Raw genomic sequence first — 22,757 nt, 5'->3', positions numbered from 1 at the left:
TCTATCCCTCCTGAACCTAATAATGGGGCAAGGCAGAGTATTGATCATTCTGCCGGTCCGAATCCTTTTCTTTATCCATCGGCTGATCAAATGAAATAATTAAGGACGTTCCCTGATTATCTGTATAAAGACGTAATTTAGAAGCTACCTTCAACATCACGTTAAAACCCTGACCAAGTGACTTCCCAGTTGAAAATCCATTCAGAAGTGTCGCTTTAGGCAGATTTTCCAAAGCAATACCAGGACCTTGATCTTCAATTATAAAATGAAGAGACAGATGATCATCCTCAACAAGCTTCATACTGCCATGTTTTGCATGCTTGAATACATTTGTCAGTGCTTCTGAAAGAGCGAGAAGACAGCTCATCATGACAGATTTGGAATAACCCCTGTCCTCAAAGCACTGCCGCGCCATATTTCTCACATCTGCAATATCTGATCTTTTGCGGATCATATACTCTAAAAGCACTTCTCCAGTTTTATAGAACTCAATCTCTTCCTTACGAATCAGAAGCAGCTTCTCCTGGGTTGCTGCATAAATAACATCACGGTATATCTCCCAGGAATCCGGTACACTCGTGACACTTACCCCGGGTTTTCCGGAAGGGAACAGCTCATGCTTCGTTTCAAAATAAACATCAAGCATGGCTTTTTTTAAATCGTCCGGCACGTGATAATTTGAGATTTTTTCCGGAAGATCCACCTCTGCGCTTTCCCACTCAATCATTTGTGCAACTGCGGAGTACAATGGATCCTTTGATTGCAGCAGGCTGTCGGGTGATTGCACAAGCGCATCATAAAACAGCTCGTCCTGCTGCTGTTTTGTGCTCCCAAGCTTTTTACCACATTGCATGGCTAAAAACCCGGCCTTTATCCTGTAAAGAAGGTGATCAACAGACTGTTCGGATGGTGAAAACGGAAAAATACTCTGTCTTAACTTCCGAATTACGCTAAATGACAGCCAATTCATTTCGATTCACTCCCAAAATTCAGAATCCATTGGCAAAAAGCAACATGTTCTCATCCGAACACTCTTTTACTGGACGATTTTCCGGGCTAAATAATCCTATATCATGTTAAAAAACGTTCACAAAATACGCAGATTTTGTGACACATGAAGAATCCTTTCTTTCAAATAAAACAAAAGTACTATATCGTGATTTCATTTTAATTCTTTAGCATCATTAAAGCAAACATAAATAACAAATTATTTCAAAAAATATCCAATATATCCGGATGTCGAAATAATATGACGATTGTCGGCATAAGCCGAATCATTGACAACTTGTATATACACGTAATAGGATGAAGGAGCAATATGAAAGCGCTGTTTCCCGGAGTAATTTCTCTTATACAGGGAATATAGGATACAGGGAATTCGCCATGAATTTGAAAACGTTTACGGGAGGTTAAAATATGAGCGATGTAAATCGTGAACAGGTACGTCAGATTGTTGAAGCAATCGGCGGACAGGAAAACATCGATACAGCTACACACTGTGTCACCAGACTCCGCTTTGTTCTTCATGATGAAAGCAAGGTCGACAAGAAAAAACTCGAGTCCATTGATCTTGTTAAAGGATCTTTCTCAAACAGTGGACAGTTTCAGGTCGTGATTGGTCAGGGTCTTGTTGATAAAGTTTATAAAGTGTTGGCTGAAGAAACAGGCATTCAGGAAGTATCCAAGGATGATGTTAAAAACGCAGCCGCAAAGAAAATGAACCCGCTGCAACGTCTAGTGAAACTGCTTGCTGATATTTTTATTCCGATTCTTCCTGCTATCGTAACAGCCGGTTTATTACTCGGATTAAACAACGTATTAACAGCAGAGAACCTTTTCGGTCCCGATCCATTAATTGTGACATATCCACAATGGGCCGATATTGCAGAAGTCATCAACGTCATAGCCAGCGCGGCATTTACCTTCCTGCCCGCACTAATAGGATGGTCAGCCGTTAAACGCTTTGGCGGAAATCCATTGATGGGGATCGTACTTGGTCTTGTCCTTGTGCACCCCGCGCTCTTAAGTGCTTACGATTATCCGGCAGCACTTGAAGAAGGCAACGTGCCAACATGGAATTTATTCGGATTAACTGTTGAATCCATCGGTTATCAGGGACAAGTTTTGCCTGTTTTAGTGGCAGCCTATTTATACGCACTCATTGAGAAATTTCTTGATAAGCGCGTTCATGACTCCATTAAATTACTTGTTGTGGCACCTGTATCGATTCTGATTACCGGTTTTGCAGCATTCATTGTCATTGGACCATTAACATTCGCAGCAGGTACGGCGGTAACAGGAGCTGTTATCTGGATGTTTGAAAACCTTGGATGGCTTGGAGGATTCATTTACGGAGGATTCTATGCAGTACTTGTTATCACAGGTATGCACCACACATTCCTTCCAGTCGATCTTCAGCTGATTTCAGATCAGGGCGGGACATTCCTGTGGCCAATCCTTGCACTGTCAAATATCGCACAGGGATCTGCAGCATTTGCCATTTTCGCAGCTACCTTCTTAATGAAGCGTAAGGACGAAAAACTTCGCGGACTGGCCAGCTCATCCGGTATCTCAGCATGGCTTGGCGTTACAGAGCCTGCGTTGTTCGGTGTTAACTTACGATACAAGTTTCCATTCATCTGCGCACTGATTGGTTCAGCCATTGCAGGTACACTGCTTGGCGCTAACTTTGTTCTTGCTAACTCAATCGGTGTCGGTGGTGTCCCTGGAATCATCTCCATTCAGGCAGAGTTCTGGGCGATCTTTGGAATCGGTATGGCAATCGTCATCGTCGTACCATTCGTACTGACTCTCCTCTATACAATGTTCATCAAAAAAGGTGAACTGGAGTAAAAAGTCCATAAGCGTTCGCATCTGATGCGGGCGCTTTATTTTTAGGTGATTGATTATTGATTATTGATTTGACAGTAAAACTTTCGGTGTCCGGAGAATGGCAAAACTATTGCGGCAGGGAAACGACAGACGAGACTGACTGCGCGCAGCACAGCAGGCTCATCGCGCGACCGCGGAAAGCGAACCATTTCCCGGCACGGTTTTAATAAACAAACTAAGGAGTGACTCAACATGACACAACCATGGTGGAAAAAAGCAGTCGTTTATCAAATCTACCCGAAAAGCTTCAACGACACAACCGGTAATGGCGTCGGCGACTTAAACGGCATCACCGAAAAACTTGATTACTTAAAAGAACTCGGAGTCGATGTTCTGTGGCTGACTCCCCCATACAAATCTCCGCAGCGTGATAATGGCTATGATATCAGTGACTATTTCTCCATCCACGATGAATACGGATCGATGGAGGATTTCGATCGTATGCTGAGCGAAGCCCATAGCCGGGGAATCAAAATCATTATGGACATTGTCGTCAATCATACATCAACGGAACATGAGTGGTTCGTGGAATCGCGCAAATCAAAAGACAGCGAGTACCGTGATTTTTATATTTGGAAAGATGGAAAACCTGATGGCAGCGAGCCGACTAATTGGATCTCTAAATTCGGAGGAAACGCGTGGCAATTTGATGAAGCATCCGGTCAATACTACCTTCACCTGTTTGATGTCACGCAGGCAGATCTCAACTGGGAGAATGATCGAGTTCGCCGTAAAATTTACGACATGATGAACTTCTGGGCAGAAAAAGGCGTAGACGGATTCAGGCTGGATGTCATCAACCTCATTTCAAAAAATCAGGACTTTCCTGATGAAACAGGTGATGGTGACGGCAGGCGCTTCTATACAGATGGTCCAAAAGTTCATGAATACATGCACGAAATGAACCGGGAAGTGTTTTCAAAACATGACCTTCTGACGGTTGGTGAAATGTCCTCAACCTCCATCGATCACTGTATCAAATATTCAAATCCTGAGCGTCAGGAACTCAGCATGACGTTTAACTTTCACCACTTAAAAGTGGATTATCCAAACGGTGAAAAGTGGACCGTCGCAGACGCTGACTTCCTGCAACTGAAGGATATTCTGTCAACCTGGCAGGTGGGAATGAATGAAGGTGGAGGCTGGAACGCGCTATTCTGGTGTAACCATGATCAGCCACGTGTTGTTTCCCGCTACGGAAATGACGGAGAGTATCACAACGAATCAGCCAAAATGCTTGCAACCGTGATCCACATGATGCAGGGTACACCGTATATTTATCAGGGTGAAGAGTTCGGTATGACTAATCCTAAATTCACCACAATCGATGAATATCGGGACGTAGAGTCGCTAAATATTTATAACATTCTTAAAGAAGAGGGTCGCAATGAATCAGAGATTCTCGAAATTCTGCGCCATAAATCACGCGATAACTCACGTACACCTGTTCAGTGGGATGCGACTGAAAATGCCGGCTTTACAAACGGAACACCGTGGATCCCTGTTGCGAAAAACTATACTGATATTAATGCAGAAGCAGCGGTTAATAATCCTGAGTCCGTCTTCTATCACTATCAAAAACTGATTCGTCTGAGAAAAGAGATTGATATTTTAACAGACGGAAACTACGAGCTGCTGCTGGCTGATGATCCTTCTATCTTTGCCTACACGCGCAATACGGAAAATGAAATGCTGTTAATCGTAAATAATTTCTATGCTCACTCAGTCGATTTTACATTACCTGAAGAGGTGGCAGAGCGACTTATCAGTTTTGGCAAGCCTGACGTATTGATTCATAACTATGATGACGTTAAAGGTGACGCCAAGCAATATCCGCTGCGTGCTTATGAATCGATTGTTTTTCATTTTAAAAAGTAATTCATTAACTTAAAAGGCAGTGCAACTCAAAACGAGTTGCACTGCCTTTATTGTAAATTTATATTATTTAACCTTGAGCACTTAAACTTCTGCAAAACAAGTCATCATTTCCCAGGAAATATGTTCATTCCCCATTCATTCCGGAGAAGCAATAAATTGAATCGACGCGATTTTCCAGCCTTCGTCTGTTTCGCGCAAAATCGTCACCTGACGTCCGCCTCGCGTAACCTCTGTGCCTGACGACGGGTCAATCGTAGTCAGCTCGAGGTTTGCAAACATTTCTGCAACGCCGTCTTCATATCCGCTGATCGTTTTCTCAACAACAGTGCGGTTTACATCGAATTGCTGAAATACATCTCCCACAGCTGTTCGCTCTTCTTCTTCGTTATAATAATCATCGCTATATAAAAGAAGGTCAAGGTATCCTTCCAGATCCTCATTGTTAAAGGTTTCTATATATTGATCAAACACGGCGTTCACTTCTTCTTCAACCTCGGCAGGTACATCTTCTGCTTCCCGGACATTGCCTTCAGAATCAAGTGTAATGCCTGTTTCAGATTCGATGCCTCCCTCACCGGAGTGCGTTTCCTGACCTGCCCCCTGGCCCGTCTGTCCATCTGCCACGGAATTAGCATTTTGTTCTTCACTATCTTCACTGCATCCTGCCAGAGCCAATACAAGCAGACCGGAACCCAGCAGTGTTTTCCATGATGTTTTCATAAAATAAACCGTCCTCTCTGCTATGAAAATTAAAGGAAATTCCCTTACATTTACCTAATAAAGCCCACTATCATATGATACAATAAATAAGGGTGATATAAATGGCAACAACAAATAAATATATGAACATTTTTCAAGAACTCTCAAATGAGATAGAAAACGGAGTATTCAAACCTAACTCACTTCTACCATCAGAACATGAACTGTGTGAGCGTTTTGACACTTCCCGCGAGACAATAAGGAAAGCGCTTACACTATTATCTCAAAACGGATTCATACAAAAAATGCAGGGTAAAGGCTCTCTCGTACTCGATATTAGTAAAATGACGTTCCCGGTTACCGGACTTGTCAGCTTTAAAGAAATTCAGGAATCACTTGGGCGCGATATCCAGACAACGGTTCATCATCTGGCACTGAACGAGACATCAGAGTGGCTTTCACAGCAGCTCGAGTCTCCAAGTCAGTCACTTGTATGGGAAGTCACACGAACACGAACCGTTCAGGGAGAACGCGTGATCCTCGATAAAGACTGGATCCTTCAGTCCCATGTCCCTTCTTTAACAGAAGAAATCTGCGCAGATTCTATTTACTCCTATCTAGAAGGTAAATTGGGGTTAAGTATTTCTTACGCAAAAAAGGAAATCACAGTTGAACCGGCAACAGACGAAGATCGGGCACTGCTTGATTTGAACGGCTACAGTCATATCGTGCTCGTAAGAAACTTCGTGCACCTTGAGGACACAACCATCTTCCAATATACAGAATCACGACACCGCCTCGATAAATTTAAATTCGTTGATTTTGCAAGGCGTAGGAAATAATATAACGGCAATTATAAATCTACTTTACATTTAAAAAAACCGCTGAAATGGCGGTTTTTTGTTATTTGAATGACCATTTGATTGACACGCGAGCACACAAGAGTCCTTACGACAAACCGGACCAGCATTACGTCGTATTTGCTGCCGCTATCAACAGAAAACGGCTCGCGATTGACAGAAATACAGGCCGTTACAACCATTCCGCCTTTACTGGAATCAGGATCGACAATAACAGAGCGGCTAGTAACAGAAAAAAGTGTGCGATCGACATAAATGTCACCTCTTACGACAACTCTCCATTCCTCCATCCAACCCCAAAATAAAAAACCGCCCTCAGGCGGTTTTTAAATTATCGTACCTCTACCCAGCCGTTCTTGATTGCTGTTACAACAGCCTGAGTACGGTCGTTTACATTCATTTTCTGAAGAATATTACTTACGTGGTTCTTAACTGTCTTCTCAGAGATATAAAGCCCTTCTCCAATTCCGCGGTTACTTTTACCATCTGCAAGCATCTGCAGCACTTCGCACTCACGCTTAGTAAGAAGGTGAAGTGGACGGCGTACTTCTACCTGCTGGAAGTTACCTGTGAATTCAGCTTCGGCAAGGCGGCGGAATTCATTGACAAGGTTTACGGTTACTTTCGGGTGAAGATAAGACCCACCTTCTGCAACGGTTTTAATGGCATCAATCAGTGCTTCTGAATCCATTTCCTTCAGCATATAACCTAAAGCACCTGATTTAAGTGCATGGGATACATAGTTTTCATCATCATGAATGGACAGGATGATGACTTTTGCGTCTGAGTAACGGTCTGTTAACTTCGCTGTTGCTTCTACACCGTTTACTTCCGGCATGTTAATATCCATTAATACAACATCAGGGTTGTATTCTTCATAAAGCTCGATGACCTGTGAACCGTCTTCACCTTCACCAACAATTTCAAATGTTTCTTCGAAATCAAGAATGCGTTTTACGCCTTCGCGGAATAGCTGGTGATCATCAACAATTAGAATTTTAGTCATGGTTGGTTCCCCCTCAATCTTTACTGTAATGGCACCTGGATGATAATGGTGGTGCCTTTTCCTGCGTTTGAATTAACTGTCAGTTTTCCTGCAATAAGTTCTACCCGTTCCTTCATACCGACAAGACCAAAGGAGCCCTGTTTCTTTTCGGTTGGATCAAAGCCTTTGCCATCATCTTTAATAACAGCTGTAATCGAGTCGCGGCGGATTTCAACTTTGACCGCTACTTCTTTTGCTTCAGCATGCTTAATCGCATTTTGAACGGATTCCTGGATTAACCGGAAGAGGGAAACCTCATACTTAGCATCCAGTCTGGAATCCTCCCCAACCTGTGTGAAGGTCAATTTAGTACCATTGCTATATTCTTCGATAGAACTCAGGTACTTTCTGAGGGTAGGAATCAGACCAAGGTCATCCAATGCCATTGGACGCAGGTCATAGATGATTCTTCGCACCTCGGATAAAGCAGCCCGAACATTTTTTTTGAGACTTTTAATCTCGGCAATCGCTTGATCAGCGCCTTTTTCTTTATACACCCGTTCAATGAGGTCTGAACGCATCAGTACGTTCGCCATCATCTGGGCAGGCCCGTCATGTATTTCCCGGGAAAGTCGTTTACGTTCTTCTTCCTGTGCTTCAATAATCTGCATCCCGAATTCCTGTTTCTGTTTGGCATCCTGTAAAGCTGCCCCCACCTGTTTTAAATCACTGTTCAAATAGGTTAAAACAACGGTAATCTGGGTGACAAGATTCTCTGCACGTTCAATGGTTTCGACCATGCCCAGTAATCGGCGCTCAAGATCATCTCTTCGTTCTCTCAGCTGTTTTTCTTCTTGTCGGTTAACAGAGAGTTTCATCTGGAGGTCGTGCGCCGTTTCGTACGCCTGTCGGACCTGTTCTTCAGAAAAATCTTTAAAGTGGTGACTTACCTCTGCCAGACGTTTTCTGGCAAAGCGGGATCGCCGCTCCAGATCGTCTCCAATATAAATAACGTTGGTTATTTTTTCACGGATCAATGCAAGTTCGTTGACCAGCAGATCGTAATCGCTCCTGGTTTGTTCACCTATCTCAAAAATTTCTGACTTACTACGGTCCACAGTCTCGATCATTTTACCCAGAATCGTATCAAGCATTTGGGTATCTATACTGTTTGCGGACACATGCCAGACTCCTTCCTCATTATCATATCTTTACAAAAAATTATACTGTTAAACCTGTAAAATTGAAAGTATTGTGAAGAATAAACTTTCGCACCACCACATGTCGAAAATAGGTGTTCTTTTTGTTATTTCAATATATTTATATAAGCCTCACCTCATGAGTGAGACCTTATTCATTATAACATCATCATTTTGTCGCGATATTAAAGTTGCATTACAATTGACGCATATGACATTTCACCTTTGTTTCATCATTGCAAAAAATGACGAACACCTCTATTTCTTGTTATAATGGCGTAATAAAAGGTCACGAATTAAGGAGTTATGACACAAATGCTAAAAAAGTATTTAACCGTTAGCGGATACAGCGAAAGTGAGATCACCATTCAAAAGTCACGCTTTATTACGTATCTGGAAAGAACTGAATCAGAGGAAGACGCACAGGCGTTTATACAAAAGATAAAAAAACTCCATCCAACGGCTAACCATAACTGCTCTGCTTATATGATCGGTGAGCACGACCAGATCCAAAAAGCGAATGATGATGGCGAACCATCCGGTACAGCGGGTGTTCCGATGCTTGAAGTTCTGAAAAAGCGGGAATTAAAAGATACAACGGTTGTTGTCACCCGTTATTTTGGGGGAATCAAACTCGGAGGAGGCGGTTTAATTCGCGCTTACGGTAAAGCTGTTACAGAAGGCTTGTCAGCTGCAGGAGTCGTGGAAAGATCGTTAAACCGTGTTGTCACAACCAATATTGATTACACCTGGCTCGGAAAAGTGGAAAATGAAGTCCGTTCATCAAAGTATCCATTAAAAGAGATCCGTTACCTCGAAGCAGTAGCCGTCGATGCCTATGTTGAAGAGGGTGACGTGGAGGAATTTGTCGAATGGATGACGGAGATGACGAATGGTCAAAGTGACATTTCAATTGGAGAATCTGTTTATCTGGATCATAACCTCAATGTGAATGAAACAGAATAGTAACAAAATTGTTGATTGTTTTTGGGTTTATTACTGCTTTAAAGTACAGTATGATAGTAAAATGGACAATTTGTTATGAAAAGAGGATTTATATGAATAAACCCCCGAAGTATGTCATCACGAGACAGAAAAAAAACAAAAGACGTAAAAGATTGCGGATTTTTTTATACAGCTCTTTGATTTTAGCTTTGTCGATTTTTGCCATAGGCTCAGTATATTTCTATAATGTATATACGCAAGCTCAGGAAGCTTCAGAGAAAATATATAAAGAAATCGAACCAACACGTGGTTCAAACGATCCTGATAAAGAAATAAAAGTGTCAGAAGAGCCGTTTACTGTGTTACTGGTTGGGGTTGAAAATCAGGATGACACTAATGGACGCTCTGACGTACTGCTGTACATGGCTGTAAATCCTAAAAAGGAAGAAATAAAAATGTTAAGTATCCCCCGGGATACACTCGTTTATATTGATGAACTCGGTTATGAAGACAAAATAGCCCATTCTTACAGCTTTGGAGATATACAAGGAACGGTTGATGCGGTGAATGAATTAACAAACGTTCCGGTAGATTATTATGTAGAAACAAACTTTGACGGCTTTGTAGATGTTGTTGATACATTTGATGGTGTGGAGGTCGATATCCCCTTTACATTTCGTGCACAATTAGCAGATCCACAACAGTGGAAAACATTTAGTGAAGGAAGCGCAGAGCTGGACGGACGTGAAGCCCTTGCTTATGTTCGTATGAGAAAGGATGACCCCCAAGGTGACATAGGGCGGACAGAACGTCAACAGGAGGTTGTTAAAGCCATTGTTGATAAGGCAGTGAGTGTATCAAGTATCACACGAGTGGGCGATGTAATCGAGGATCTTGGAAATAACGTTCAAACAAATATCCGCCCGAGGAAATTCATGGAATTTTTCCAATTGTACTCTGATTTAAAGAATACCAGAATTGAACAGTTAACTCTCGATGTGAACGAATTGTATGTTGAAGGAACGTTTTTCTATCAGGCAGATGAATACTCTCTTGAAGAAATAGAAAACTCTTTCGAAGAAACACTTGGAACAGCAAGGTCTTCGTATGCTTCTGAAGATCAGGAGAACTCCGACTCTGAAACTGAAGATGCGGATAGCGATTATTAATTTAAAAAGCAGGACATTTCCGTCAAGGAATGTTCTGTTTTTTTTACGTTTTAATTCCTTGTAAGTATAAAAAGATAATACGCATTTTTTGGAAGTAAATGATTCTGCTTATAATTAAAACTATATTCGATTAACAACCATCATCACTTCCTCAATCACATTTTTTAATTTAGGTTTATACGACTATTTTACAAATAAAAGAAAAATTTAAATATTTTTAACGCCCTTGATATTACTGGTTTCTTATAGGTTGTAATAGTCAAAATAACCTAGTTTGTCACTTATACTTCAAAAAAACCCTTGTTTCCCCCTATTTTGTGCATTAAAATATTCCTTAGGATTAATCTAAAATCCTAATTTAGTATTATTTTCATTAAGAAAATGATGCTAACTATTCAATTGGGGGGATTATGTGAAAAAAATAGCAGTTGCATCTTTATTGCTCACCATGTTTTTTCTATTGCCAACGATTACTTCAGCCAATGACTACCCAGCGAGCATAGAACTAAGTGAGGATACATCTTTACATAGTGGTGCAACCGTCCAATACCGGATATTATTAGACCTCAAAAAAGGACAGTCTTATCAGGTCGTTGGTGAATTCACCAATTCTCTGGGTGAAAAATGGTATAACGTGTCTACTGCCGGATTAAAAGGATGGGCTCTTGCTTCCAAGTTTAAAAGTAATGATTTAATTGGACAACAGGCAAGAGTGACTGAAGATAATGTGAATGTACGTTCAGGTGCGACTACAGCATACAAGGTTCTGGATAAAGTTTCAAAAGATAAGGTTGTCAGCGTCATTGATGTTTTTAAAAATGCTGCAAACGAAACGTGGTATAGAGTTACATATGACAATGTAACTGGGTGGGTTATTTCAACATTTCTTGAAAAAATCGAAAGCAGCCCTCCGCCTGCTCAACCTGCAGCACCAGTAGAAATAAACAAAAAATTTACTGTAGCCAAAGACTCAGTAATCGTTAGAAGTGGAGCAACCTCAAGTTATAAGGAACTAACAAGACTATCAAAAGGTACCCATGTTAATGCTATTCTCGAGTTTACAAATGCTTCAGGAGAAAAGTGGTACAGAGTTGATCTTCAAACACTACAGGGCTGGGTATTGTCTACCGATTTAACTGAATACAAGCCACCTGCTCAAACGCAATATCCGCAAAACAAAACGGTTTCATTGTCACAGGCAGCTATTAGAACAGGAGCATCTGATGCTTATAAACTGATTCAATATGCTTCTGCCGGAAGTAATCTATTGTTAGTAGGGGAGCATACAAATGGCAATGGACAGCTTTGGTATAACGTAGATCTTGGCTCTTCAAGAGGATGGATTAACAGCCAGGCATTTGTAGGCAGCCTTCCAGTCGAAAGCTATAAATTTGCTAAAGGCGCAACTGTCTATACTTCTTCTGATAATGCAACTGTTAGAACTGGTGCCACAGATGCATACGCTGTTGTCTCTCAACTCAAGTTCAATACAGCTTTAAAGATTACTGACAGATTTAATAATTCATTAGGTGATAACTGGTACCGTATTGAAGCATCTGGTGTATCAGGGTGGATCAAAGAAACATTTCTAATTGCAGAAAAAGCTTCCGGAGAGGTTATGGTCATTAACGTTGATAATGCTAATCTCAGAAGCGGCCCTTCCTTATCACATTCTATTCTCCAAAAAGCCAATGAAGGAGAAAAACTGAATGTTATTAAAACGAATGGAAATCAGGCAGACCTCTGGTATATGTCCACTAGAAACGGTCAGGAAGTCTGGTTCCATCATTCTGTTGCCAACAAAGAGTCTTCTTCTGGCATTGGGGAAGAAAGAACGGTTCAAACAAAAAATGCAGTGATACGCTCTGGTGCATCCACGCAATATAGAATTGTTAACTATCCTGCATTTGGAACAAAAGTTACCATAACGGGGTCTCATTCAACAAATGGAAGTCAATGGTACCAGGTACGTACTGCAACAGGTGTAACGGGATGGATTCAGGAAGTCGAAATTAGAAAGTCTTATGAATACCGTTATACAATCGGACAGGCAGTTGTTTATAAAGGCGCAAGTACAACTTATGCTGTAGCTGCAAGGCCTCCTGTCAGCGATCGTTTGCAAGTACTTGGGACACTCGGCAGCTGGTTAAATGTAGAAACATCAGCAGGAGTTAGAGGATGGATTCCAACGTCTTCAACTTCTACACAATCCGTCAAAATTCTCGCAGCTCCGGCTTATGGAAATGGAATCATTAATTGGGTAAAACCATCGAATTTTAATGTAACCTACTCTACTTCCGGAACGAATCAATTACGGATTACTGGTGACTTTACAGATGCCCAATTGCCTACTCAGAGCATTCCGGGAATCGACAGTATCCAAAATTCAAGAAATGCTAATGGAACAAATACGGTTGTAGTTACATTTAAACCAGGCTATACATTTACATTACGTAATTATTCAGACCGGGTAACATTAAAAATTATGCAGTTTGGTCTGTCAGGAAAGAGAATAATTATTGATGCCGGCCATGGTGGTGCAGATTCAGGTGCGATCGGTGCAACCGGTCTTTATGAGAAAACCGTAGTCCTTGACACTGCAAAACGCTTACAGACTCTTCTTCAAAATGAAGGTGCAACGGTTCTTATGACAAGAAGCACTGACGTCTTCCTTGAATTGTCTGAGCGTACAGCGATCTCAAATAATTCAGATTACGATGTTTTTGTAAGTATTCATGCAGATTCATTCTCAAGTACATCGCGTGGATCCACAACATTTTACAATGCTTCTGTGAACTTTAACGGACCACGAAGCTTGTCTTTAGCAAGATCTGTTCATAAACATATGGTTTATAATATTGGCACTTACGATCGAGGTGTTCGAGAAGAAGTCTTTTATGTTAACCGTATGAATCAGCTTCCAAGTGTTCTTCTTGAATTGGCCTTCCTGTCTAATCCGACAGAAGAAGCCCTATTAAGAGATCCTGCTTTCAGACAAAAAGCTGCAGTTGGAATTAAAAACGGACTATCAGAATATTTTAGTCAATTCTAAGACTTAGGAGCTCTATTTTTTAGGGCTCCTTTTTTAAAACCAGGAGGGAATGAAATTGAAAATTTTCAAAAAGAAAGCAGCCATTATTGTTTCTGCAATCGCTTTAACTGGGGGATTACTATTTGTACCTGTAACAAAAGCCAACGAAAATATTATTCTTGCAAGTGTAGAGTGGGTTAACTCTCAGATTAATCCACTTAAAAGTGAAGTAAATGCATTAAAACAACAGGTAAGTCAGCAACAGCAGGAAATAAACACATTAAAACAGCAGATCGGTCAAGGTGGTTCAACCCCTCCCCCTGCTACGACTCCGGCAACGGTTTATGTAACAAAGAACAATACAGCCTTCCGCACTGGAGCAAGTACTGCATACAAAGTAGTTGCTTATAAAAATGCGGGTACTTCTTTTAAAATTGTTGGACAGCATAGTGGTTCAACCGGACTTTGGTATAGAGTCGAACTGACTTCCAGCACGCTTGCCTGGGTCAACTCCGCTGACATTTCTACCACGAAACCGTCGGGAACCGCTCCAAAAGAAGTATTTGCCTTTGGAGAAGTTAACCTTCGTTCAGGAGCGACGACAGCTTACAGAGTAATAGAAACAATTCCACGTGGAACGACAATGGCGTACCTTTCATCCTTTACAAATGCAGCCGGCGAAACATGGCATCGTGTAAAAGCGCCATCAGGAAATGAGGGCTGGGTCATTGGCGGACTGGTTGAGGTGAGATAATGAAAGCGTTAAAGTGGTTCACAATCAGTGTACTCATTTTTTCTGTATGGATATCGTCATCTTTCACTACAAGTGCTGCTGTTCCTCCAGTTACTTATTCAAGTCCGGTTCAGGTATTAATTCAAACTGCTACAGGTCAAACCTCTAATTTAGTGTTAAATGGTGGATATCAGGTGATTAATCAGGATAACGGACAAGTTACCACGATAACACCTGGTCAGACTCTGGTTTTTAACCGTACTGCAAGTGGTCTGAGTATGATTTACGGCAGAACTCAATTTAATTCTGTAAAGGGATTTGAAGTACAGGAACTCCCTGGTAACTTATCACTGGCATCTTTTATCAGAGCAACTGACATGCGAAAAGGTGCTACATCAGCGTATGAAGTTGTTCAATCTATTCCAAGTGGTGAAAATGGTACCTTCACACAGTCATTTACAAATGCACAGGGTGAAGAATGGTTAAATGTAACGGTTAACGGAAAATCAGGATGGGTTTTAAAATCAGCTGTTCAGCAATTTACAACTACGTCAAATCCGTTAATTACTGTCTCAAAAAATAATAGGCAGTACAGAGGTTCATTTACGGTACGTCCAAATGGACAAAATGTAGAGTTTATTAATAAGTTATCCATGGAAAATTATTTAAAAGGCGTTGTACCGAGTGAGATGCCTGCTTCCTGGCATACTGAAGCGCTTAAAGCACAGGCAATCGCTGCTAGAACCTATGCGTTTAAAAGAACTGGATCAATTCTCTCGAGCTCTACATCTTCACAGGTCTATCAGGGGTTCACACATGAAAATGCCCGAACAAATGCTGCTATAGAACAGACAAACGGCTTGCTGATCCGTTATAACGGACAACCAATCGAAGCCTACTTCCACTCAACAAGTGGTGGTAAAACAGCTAACGTTGGAGATGTATGGCGCTCTAATCAGGCAAGTTTTCCATATTTAGTTTCAGTTGATAGTCCTGATGAGAATGCCACCAGATCCAACTGGACTGAAACATTTGATTCTGCAACTATCCTAAAATCATTCGGCTATAATTCTTCTGTCGTGTTGGAAGATGTGATCTTAAATAGAAAAGGCGCTAATAACGAAGTAGGTTCAGTTACCGTTGTTACATCAGCCGGTAGCAAAACGCTTGGTGATAATGAGAACCAGGTACGACAATTATTCCCGCTTGATGCACCGTTCTATTATCTGTATTCCAGCTGGTTTGACATGAAAGTTAACCGCTCCAATTCAGGATTTAATGTTATGACACCAACAGGTACGGTAACGGTAGAAGGTTTGACGAAATACGACGTGAGATTACCCTCAAGTGTATCCAAGCTTACATCCAATTCACCTAAAGTTCAGACAAATAGCGGGGTTGTAACTTTACAAGGTGAAACAGGAGTTACATCTGTAGAACTAACCGGTAAAGGCTGGGGGCACCGAATCGGGATGAGTCAGTACGGAGCCAAGGCTTATGCTGAAAAAGGATGGACAGCTGAGCAGATTCTTAAACACTACTATAGAGGCACAACTATTTCCAAGTAAAACTTGAAAGCATATAAAAAAGCTAAGGTCGTTTGAAACTGACCTTAGCTTTTTTTATCGTTACTGAACGCAATCATCATATCGTCGACGATCCTTTTCCATGAATAGTGTGCTTTCACTAATTCACGACCACGTTTCCCCATTTCAGCGTACGTGATTTGATCAATTGAAGCCATTTCCTCAATTTTCTTTGCAATATCCTCATCATTTTCAGGAATTGCAACCCGGCCGACTTCTGCGTTTTCAATGATGTCGGCACTTTCCCCTTCTCCACAATATAAAACCGGTTTCTCCATTGAGAGTGCAGGGAAAATTTTAGAAGGGCGGGCACCTTTAAAAATTTCAAGATTCCGTAAAGGTACAATACTATAATCACTTACAGAGAAGAATTGAGGCATCTGATCGAGCTTTACATGCCCGGTAAATTGAACATTCGTTAAATTCAATTCTTCTTTCAAATTCATCAATTTTTCCCGTTCTGGTCCATCGCCTACCATTAGAAAGACAATGTCATCACGATGCTTTAATCGTGATGCTGCTTTTAAAATACAGTCAAGACCCTGTGCGTAACCAAGGTTCCCTGCATAAGTAAAAACTTTTTTTCCATGGAGGTTATATTGATTCATTACTTCAAGGTCAGCTTCAACAGGTGAAAAAAAGTCCGTATTCACGCCATTAGGAAGAACAAACACGTCATCAGGCTTTTTCCCCTTTTGAATCATATACTCTGCTATACCATCAGTAGCTGCAGCAATTTTCCATGACTTTTTATATAAAAACATTTCGAGTTTTTCAGCCATTGAGATAAAGGTTTTGTTCTTTACCAATCCAAGCTTAACGGCTGATTCCGGCCAGATATCTGCAACATTAAAGACAAACTTCGCTCTTTTCATTTTAGCACCAAGGTAACCAGTTATACCTAAGAAAAGTGGTGGCGAATTACATATGATCACATCAGCCGGCTTGCTCTTCATAATTGAATAAAAAGCACTGAAAGTAAAAGAAAAGTATGAAATCAACCTTTTCCAAAAGGATCCTTTTGGAGATGGATAAATCCAGCTTCGGTGCACGGGTATTCCATCCCACATCTCTTTCTCATAAAATTTTCCCTTGTACTCATCCGGGATAATCCCATGTGGGTGATGAGGAAAAGCCGTTAATACTTCAACCTGGTGACCCTGTTTAATCAATTCTTTACTTACCTCATAAACCCTGATTTGAGGCGCTCCGGTTTCAGGAGGAAAGTGTTGGCATAAATATATGATTTTCAATTCTCTCATCCTTTTTTAACTGTTTGAATATATTCAAACAGTTGAGCCTTTAAATCATCTCTTTTAAGTGCAAAATCAATTGAAGCCTTCAAAAAACCGAACTTGTCTCCAACATCATATCTTTCTCCCTGGAGCATATAAGAGTATATCTCTTCATATTCAAGAAGCTGATCAATGGCTTCCGTTAGCTGAATTTCACCTTTAGCATCTGGTTTTACATCTTCGAGAAGTTCGAAGATGCGCGGAGTCAGAATGTATCTTCCTACAATGGCCTGTGTTGAGGGTGCTTCATCTATAGCCGGCTTTTCTACCAGTGATTTTACTTTATAAAGATCGTTTACCTTCTCTGAAAAATCCACAATACCATATTTATCAGTCTGGTCCCGTGGCACTTCTTTTGTACCCAGGATACTCGACTGTACGGTTTCATATTGTTCAATCATCTGTTGCAGTGCTGGCTTTTCACTATCGACAATATCATCGCCTAATAATACTGCAAACGGTTCGTTCCCCACAAATTTTTTAGCGCATAATACGGCATGTCCAAGACCAAGCGGTTCCTTCTGTCGAACATAATGGATATCTACCATATTTGAAATTTCTTCGACAAGTTCCAGTGTTTCGTGCTTATTCGTTTTTTCAAGTAACAATTCGAGTTCAACAGATTTATCAAAGTGATCCTCAATTGCCCGCTTATTACGTCCAGTCACGATAATAATATCTTCGATTCCTGATTTAACTGCTTCTTCGATAATATATTGAATAGTTGGTTTATCAACAATAGGAAGCATTTCTTTTGGCTGTGCTTTTGTTGCCGGCAAAAAACGGGTGCCGAGTCCAGCCGCCGGTATTACAGCTTTCTTGATCATGATTTCATCCCCTTATTCAAAGTTTGTCGATACAATTCTGTCATGCCTTTAGCATTAAGGGTCCAGTCATAAGTGTTTTTAACATGTTCTATTCCCTTTTGGCCCATTATTCTGGCCTGATCCTGATTCAGCATTAAAAATTCGATCTTTTCAGCGAGTTGCTCAGGAGATTGCTTTTGCACAACATAACCTGTTTCTCCATCTTTAACGACCTCAGGCAAGCCTCCTACATCTGAAACAACTACCGGCACGCCGCAAGCCATTGATTCAACTGCAGCAACGCCAAAGCTCTCACTGTCTTCTGTTGAGGGTACGCCAAAAACGTCCATCTTATTTATATACTGAGGTACTTCAGTATGGTGTACTCTTCCCGTGAATGTAGTTTGCGCATCCACACTTAATTCCTTAGCAAGTTCTTCATATTCATTTCTCTGTTCACCGTCCCCGACGATCAAAAGATTCATTGATTGGGAAGGGTGCTTCTTTGAAACAATTGAGAATGCCTTAATAAGATCTGCTATACCATATTTATCAGATAATGCTTTTACGGTTCCCACTGTGAAACCCTCTGGTTTGGAGACATCTTCAATCGGTCTGAAATGTGACATGTCTACGCCAAATGGCGTTACAAATACTTTTTTATTCGTATATTTGTTTGTTTCTTTGGCCATGACATGACTGGTAGAACAAATTACATCAGCTTTTTTCAATGTATAAGTAGCCATTGCTTTATTCACTTTCCCCTGTTGAGGGAAGGTAAATATATCACGTCCCCATACAGAGACATAAAAGGGCGCATAATGGCATAATGCCCCGACCAGGCCATAACTGGATACATAATGAGCATGAAAGATATCCGGTTTAAATTCTTTTAGGATCTTTTTTATTTGCGGTACACAGCCAAAATAGGACAATTTCCCGGGAAATGACTGTTTCAAAGAAATTGTGTCGATTTCTTTTGCATTTTCTTCTGAATAATGTTGTTCAAAAGAAGCAACTTTCACGTCGTATCCACGCTCTTTATAGTACATTGCCCATTTATGAGTATGAATGGAACGTCCAGGTGCTAGTAACAGAATCTTCATCTCTTTACATCCTCCAGCAATACAGTTTCAACTTTATTTACCCGTTCGAGCCAGCTATGATGCTTGAGAAACTGATCTTTTATTGTTTCTTTTATTTCACCATGCTGCTCAATCATTTTAATAATTCCCTCATGGATTTCTTCAGGCTGATCTCCCGAAACGATTCCAAAAGGACCAAACTGTTGAACCATAACCTCCTGAGCTGAACAGTTTGTAGCTAATACAGGCAAATGATTTGATAAATACTCCACCAGCTTTACAGGGACGGAAAAATCATGATACATGGTTCTTTTTCTCGGAATAAAAGCAAAGTCAGATTCTGAATATAATTCATTTAATTCCTGTCCGGATATATGTTTCACAGTGATGGATAAGGATTCAATTTTCCTCTTGAGTTCCTCACTGATATGTTCAAACTCTTCTTTTCTGCAGACAATGGTAAGTTGAAACTTCACTTCATCCTTATTTACCATTTCAGCGGCTTTTACGAGTGAAGGAAGTCCATAATCAGGGTTATTAATTCCTCCGACATATAAACCTCTTGGCAACCTTGATTCTTCTTTCCTGCGTTCCGGAAGATTGTTATGACTGCCTCCAGGCGGAAGAGCAACTTTAGATGATTTAACATCCACGAATGAGGCCATTGCATCACTCGGTACAAATAAAACTTTCATGTACTTAGAGTAAAACAATTCTTCTAAACGATAAATTTTTCTCATGATCCATCTTTTATATCCCTTTAACGGATAAAGATCATCGAATTTCCAGTATACATCTCTATAAAAAACGCCTGTTGGAATTGAATGCTTTTTTAATTGCCTCATCAACTTCAAGTCAACAAAGGGAGATTGTGGTATATGGTTCGGATCCGTCAACCAGAAAGGTATGGTCTGATTTTCCATATAACAAAAAGAAATGTCCTTCCATTCCTCTTCACTGATGGATTTGATCAGCCGCTCTCTTTCTTTTGAGGTTCCTGAAATCAATAGAATTTCACTATTGTTCTTAAGACCCCACTCCTGAAAAGCCTGAAGCATTTTAATCGGTCTCAACTTCGAACCGCTATTGGCATTTTTAGATAATGTAAATGGATAGTAGATTAAAACCTTATTCATGACAAGGTTCCTCCAAACTTCTTTTTAATACGTAACTTAGGAAGTAAGTGGCTATTTTTCGAAATAATGATAATTGTCATTGAGATGGTCACAATCATCATCCAGATCGGGTTAAACAAAAAGTCTGCAAAGCCTCCTACAACCGTTCGTGGAAAATTAATTGAAAAGTAGACGAACAAAGCCATAAAGACAGGTGTCTTTTTCATTTTTAAAAACAGCAGGTATACACATTGGATAAGTGCAGCAATGTATATTGTACTCACTACCACTCCTAAATATCCAAAATTCGCGTACGCTTCCGCTGCATATAACGTGTTTAATACACCACCTGTCCCGTCAGCAATCCTTTCAGGAAAAATCTCCTCCATAACCACCCTTGCCGAACGGACATGCGGCTGATCGAAAAGACCAGTTAATGTCCCTGGAAGACTCTGTCCATACAAAAATGGAACACGGTCTCCAAACAGATCAAGATGCAGGAAAAACGGTGAAATCTGGGCGAGGATTAAGCGCCCAACCGGACCTGAATTATAAGATAAAAAGGAATTGATGTTTGTAACTCCCTGGATCACCACATACATCGTCACAAGTAGACCCGTACCCATAACAAGCAAGACTGAGACTTTTTTTACATTTAACTTAAATCTGCCTGTGTATAGAAGCATAAGCAAGAACATGATCCCGAAAAAGAAGATCGGGGATTTTGCCAGATCATAAATATTCATAAATACTGTTGCACTAAACATAACAACGAATAAAAGACGCCATTTCAAGCCTTTTGTAGCACTTGCATAACCAAACGTAATAAGTGTTAAGAGAGGCGGAATGGCAATCGCGAATATATTTCGTATTAATACATTTCCCTGAAAGTTCCTTGAGGCCTCTATTCTAAGCTGACCAGCTGACAGGTCCGTATTATTCATCAACAGATTTAGAATCGGAATGTATGGTGATTTCCATAATGTATATAAAATCGCTACAAGAGATATAAACGAAAGGCTTCCGATGATGAAGAAGTCAAGACGATCGTCTTTTGGTACCGTAATGCTGGATTTCAGGTACTGATTAAGTGCAGCCTCTGCTTGAATTCCTGACAGCTTAGTGACAATAAACATCACTAGTGGGAGGAAAAGCATGACAAATAGAATCAGATAGAACCCAATATAACGGTATTCATCATTCAGCATTCGATTAATCATATAGTAGTCATCTATTTCCAAAACAATAAAAAGCGGTCCGATAAAAGATGAGACGAGCATGGAATAATAAAAAACAATATTAACCATATTCGGCTTGAAAATGGACAGGGTTCCAGAAGCTTTTTTAAAAAGATAGGTGGCTAAACCAAGTACGATTAGCCACGCCAGAATGTGTATCATATGATTACCGCCTTAGAGCTTTTCTAGTTCCTCTACGATCTTTTCAGCAGCCTGGCCATTTCCAAACAGCTCTTTATACTGTGGAGAAACCGTTTTGTTTATCGCCTGAACAATTTTCTCTTCGTCAGTGCCGACCAGAATATTTGCTTCACCTTCAAGCGTTTCAACCCATTCAGTCTGTTCACGCATTGTCACACACGGTGTTTCGAAGAAATAAGCTTCTTTTTGTACGCCTCCTGAATCAGTAACGATTTTTTCAGCACCGACTTCCAGCTGAATCATGTCAAGATAGCCAACAGGCTCAATTATTTTCAGGTTCTTAACATCAGACAAATTGAAACCATACTCTTCAATCTTATGCTTTGTTCTTGGGTGCATCGGCCATACCTTCAGCGTATCAACCTGGTTAAATGCAGAAAGGATCGCAGCCATTTTTTCACGGTCATCTGTATTTTCAGCACGATGGACAGTAATTAACAGAAAATCCTCTCCCTCGAGTGATAAATCCTGAAGAATGGAAGATTTCTTTTCTGCCAGCTCACGATTATAAAGGACTGCATCATACATGACATCGCCAACGTTGCTAACACCTTTCGTTATGTTTTCGTCTTTGAGGTTGTTAATGGCTGTTTCTGTAGGAGCAAATAACAAAGCAGAAACATGATCCGTCATGATGCGGTTAATTTCCTCAGGCATCTTTTTATTAAAGCTTCTTAAGCCTGCTTCGATATGCAGTACAGGAATGTGAAGTTTGGCTCCGACTAAAGCTCCTGCAAGCGTTGAATTAGTATCTCCATAAACGAGGATCGCATCCGGTCTATCTTCAAGAACGATCTCCTCAATTTTTGTCATCATATCCCCTGTCTGTTTTCCGTGACTGGCTGAGCCAATACCGAGATGATAATCAGGCTTCGGAATTTCAAGCTCTTCGAAGAAAATATCAGACATGTTAGCATCATAGTGCTGGCCAGTATGCACAATTTTTTCATTGTGATGTTGACGTAATGCACGTGAAACAGGTGCTGCTTTAATAAACTGTGGTCTTGCACCTAAAATTGTAAGAATATTCATGGTCAAGT

Annotated in this window: 19 protein-coding genes; 8 read left to right on the top strand and 11 right to left on the bottom strand. The window is 40.7% G+C overall.

Annotated features, from left to right (window positions below):
- Positions 1–16 precede the first annotated feature (16 nt).
- Positions 17–970, bottom strand: coding sequence for an ATP-binding protein (locus E2491_RS11370; protein WP_134375771.1), 954 nt, complete (start codon positions 968–970; stop codon positions 17–19).
- Positions 971–1,416: 446 nt separating this feature from the next.
- On the opposite strand from E2491_RS11370, the gene treP reads away from it, so the two are divergent.
- On the top strand, positions 1,417–2,853 hold the full coding sequence (gene treP, locus E2491_RS11365) for a PTS system trehalose-specific EIIBC component (protein WP_134375770.1): 1,437 nt from the start codon (positions 1,417–1,419) through the stop codon (positions 2,851–2,853).
- A gap of 231 nt (positions 2,854–3,084) precedes the next feature.
- Complete coding sequence (treC, locus tag E2491_RS11360) at positions 3,085–4,770, top strand: alpha,alpha-phosphotrehalase (RefSeq protein ID WP_134375769.1); 1,686 nt, start codon at positions 3,085–3,087, stop codon at positions 4,768–4,770.
- A 135-nt stretch (positions 4,771–4,905) separates the two neighbouring features.
- On the opposite strand, the gene E2491_RS11355 is transcribed toward treC, so the two are convergent.
- Complete coding sequence (locus E2491_RS11355) at positions 4,906–5,490, bottom strand: nuclear transport factor 2 family protein (RefSeq protein WP_134375768.1); 585 nt, start codon at positions 5,488–5,490, stop codon at positions 4,906–4,908.
- A 101-nt stretch (positions 5,491–5,591) separates the two neighbouring features.
- Here E2491_RS11355 and treR point away from each other — a divergent pair, with 101 nt between their 5' ends.
- Positions 5,592–6,311 carry a trehalose operon repressor gene (gene treR, locus E2491_RS11350; protein WP_134375767.1) on the top strand — a complete coding sequence of 240 codons (720 nt, stop codon included), beginning with the start codon at positions 5,592–5,594 and terminating at the stop codon, positions 6,309–6,311.
- Positions 6,312–6,322: 11 nt separating this feature from the next.
- Here treR and E2491_RS11345 read toward each other — a convergent pair whose 3' ends face one another.
- From E2491_RS11345 to E2491_RS11335, 3 genes are read right to left on the bottom strand one after another with little or no spacing between them, the layout of a single operon-like run.
- A complete protein-coding gene (locus tag E2491_RS11345; protein WP_134375766.1) occupies positions 6,323–6,619 on the bottom strand; it encodes a hypothetical protein in 297 nt (98 codons plus the stop codon).
- A gap of 41 nt (positions 6,620–6,660) precedes the next feature.
- Positions 6,661–7,335 carry a response regulator gene (locus E2491_RS11340; RefSeq protein ID WP_134375765.1) on the bottom strand — a complete coding sequence of 225 codons (675 nt, stop codon included), beginning with the start codon at positions 7,333–7,335 and terminating at the stop codon, positions 6,661–6,663.
- 20 nt (positions 7,336–7,355) lie between these two features.
- Complete coding sequence (locus E2491_RS11335; RefSeq protein WP_166805860.1) at positions 7,356–8,495, bottom strand: sensor histidine kinase; 1,140 nt, start codon at positions 8,493–8,495, stop codon at positions 7,356–7,358.
- A gap of 333 nt (positions 8,496–8,828) precedes the next feature.
- On the opposite strand from E2491_RS11335, the gene E2491_RS11330 reads away from it, so the two are divergent.
- The 5 genes from E2491_RS11330 to E2491_RS11310 all read left to right on the top strand — a co-directional run bounded on the left by E2491_RS11330 (position 8,829) and on the right by E2491_RS11310 (position 15,959).
- Positions 8,829–9,479 (top strand): YigZ family protein, encoded by a 651-nt coding sequence (locus tag E2491_RS11330; protein WP_134375764.1) that lies wholly within the window; start codon positions 8,829–8,831, stop codon positions 9,477–9,479.
- A gap of 92 nt (positions 9,480–9,571) precedes the next feature.
- On the top strand, positions 9,572–10,627 hold the full coding sequence (locus tag E2491_RS11325; RefSeq protein ID WP_134375763.1) for an LCP family protein: 1,056 nt from the start codon (positions 9,572–9,574) through the stop codon (positions 10,625–10,627).
- Positions 10,628–11,039: 412 nt separating this feature from the next.
- The gene (locus E2491_RS11320; RefSeq protein ID WP_134375762.1) at positions 11,040–13,679 is read left to right on the top strand and encodes an SH3 domain-containing protein; all 2,640 of its coding nucleotides are present in this window, start codon (positions 11,040–11,042) and stop codon (positions 13,677–13,679) included.
- A 55-nt stretch (positions 13,680–13,734) separates the two neighbouring features.
- Positions 13,735–14,412 (top strand): SH3 domain-containing protein, encoded by a 678-nt coding sequence (locus tag E2491_RS11315; protein ID WP_166805859.1) that lies wholly within the window; start codon positions 13,735–13,737, stop codon positions 14,410–14,412.
- Positions 14,412–15,959, top strand: a complete 1,548-nt coding sequence (locus E2491_RS11310) for a SpoIID/LytB domain-containing protein (RefSeq protein ID WP_134375760.1) — start codon at positions 14,412–14,414, stop codon at positions 15,957–15,959. The genes E2491_RS11315 and E2491_RS11310 overlap by 1 nt, the downstream gene beginning before the upstream one ends.
- Positions 15,960–16,003: 44 nt before the next feature.
- On the opposite strand, the gene E2491_RS11305 is transcribed toward E2491_RS11310, so the two are convergent.
- From E2491_RS11305 to wecB, 6 genes are read right to left on the bottom strand one after another with little or no spacing between them, the layout of a single operon-like run.
- The gene (locus E2491_RS11305; RefSeq protein WP_134375759.1) at positions 16,004–17,230 is read right to left on the bottom strand and encodes a glycosyltransferase family 4 protein; all 1,227 of its coding nucleotides are present in this window, start codon (positions 17,228–17,230) and stop codon (positions 16,004–16,006) included.
- A gap of 5 nt (positions 17,231–17,235) precedes the next feature.
- On the bottom strand, positions 17,236–18,099 hold the full coding sequence (gene galU / locus E2491_RS11300; RefSeq protein ID WP_134375758.1) for a UTP--glucose-1-phosphate uridylyltransferase GalU: 864 nt from the start codon (positions 18,097–18,099) through the stop codon (positions 17,236–17,238).
- Entirely contained in the window at positions 18,096–19,184 is a 1,089-nt protein-coding gene (locus tag E2491_RS11295) for a glycosyltransferase (protein ID WP_134375757.1), read from the bottom strand. Before E2491_RS11295 ends, galU begins: the two co-directional genes overlap by 4 nt.
- Positions 19,181–20,299 carry a glycosyltransferase gene (locus E2491_RS11290; protein WP_134375756.1) on the bottom strand — a complete coding sequence of 373 codons (1,119 nt, stop codon included), beginning with the start codon at positions 20,297–20,299 and terminating at the stop codon, positions 19,181–19,183. Before E2491_RS11290 ends, E2491_RS11295 begins: the two co-directional genes overlap by 4 nt.
- Complete coding sequence (locus tag E2491_RS11285) at positions 20,296–21,678, bottom strand: O-antigen polymerase (protein WP_134375755.1); 1,383 nt, start codon at positions 21,676–21,678, stop codon at positions 20,296–20,298. Before E2491_RS11285 ends, E2491_RS11290 begins: the two co-directional genes overlap by 4 nt.
- 12 nt (positions 21,679–21,690) lie before the next feature.
- A complete protein-coding gene (gene wecB / locus E2491_RS11280) occupies positions 21,691–22,749 on the bottom strand; it encodes a non-hydrolyzing UDP-N-acetylglucosamine 2-epimerase (RefSeq protein ID WP_134375754.1) in 1,059 nt (352 codons plus the stop codon).
- Positions 22,750–22,757 lie beyond the last annotated feature (8 nt).

It is taken from the genome of Jeotgalibacillus sp. R-1-5s-1 (genome assembly GCF_004405105.1).
In the GTDB taxonomy this organism is placed as follows: Bacteria; Bacillota; Bacilli; order Bacillales; family Jeotgalibacillaceae; genus Jeotgalibacillus.
The sequence above is the reverse complement of the archived record's forward strand: the minus strand, read 5'-3'. Positions and strand labels throughout refer to the sequence as shown.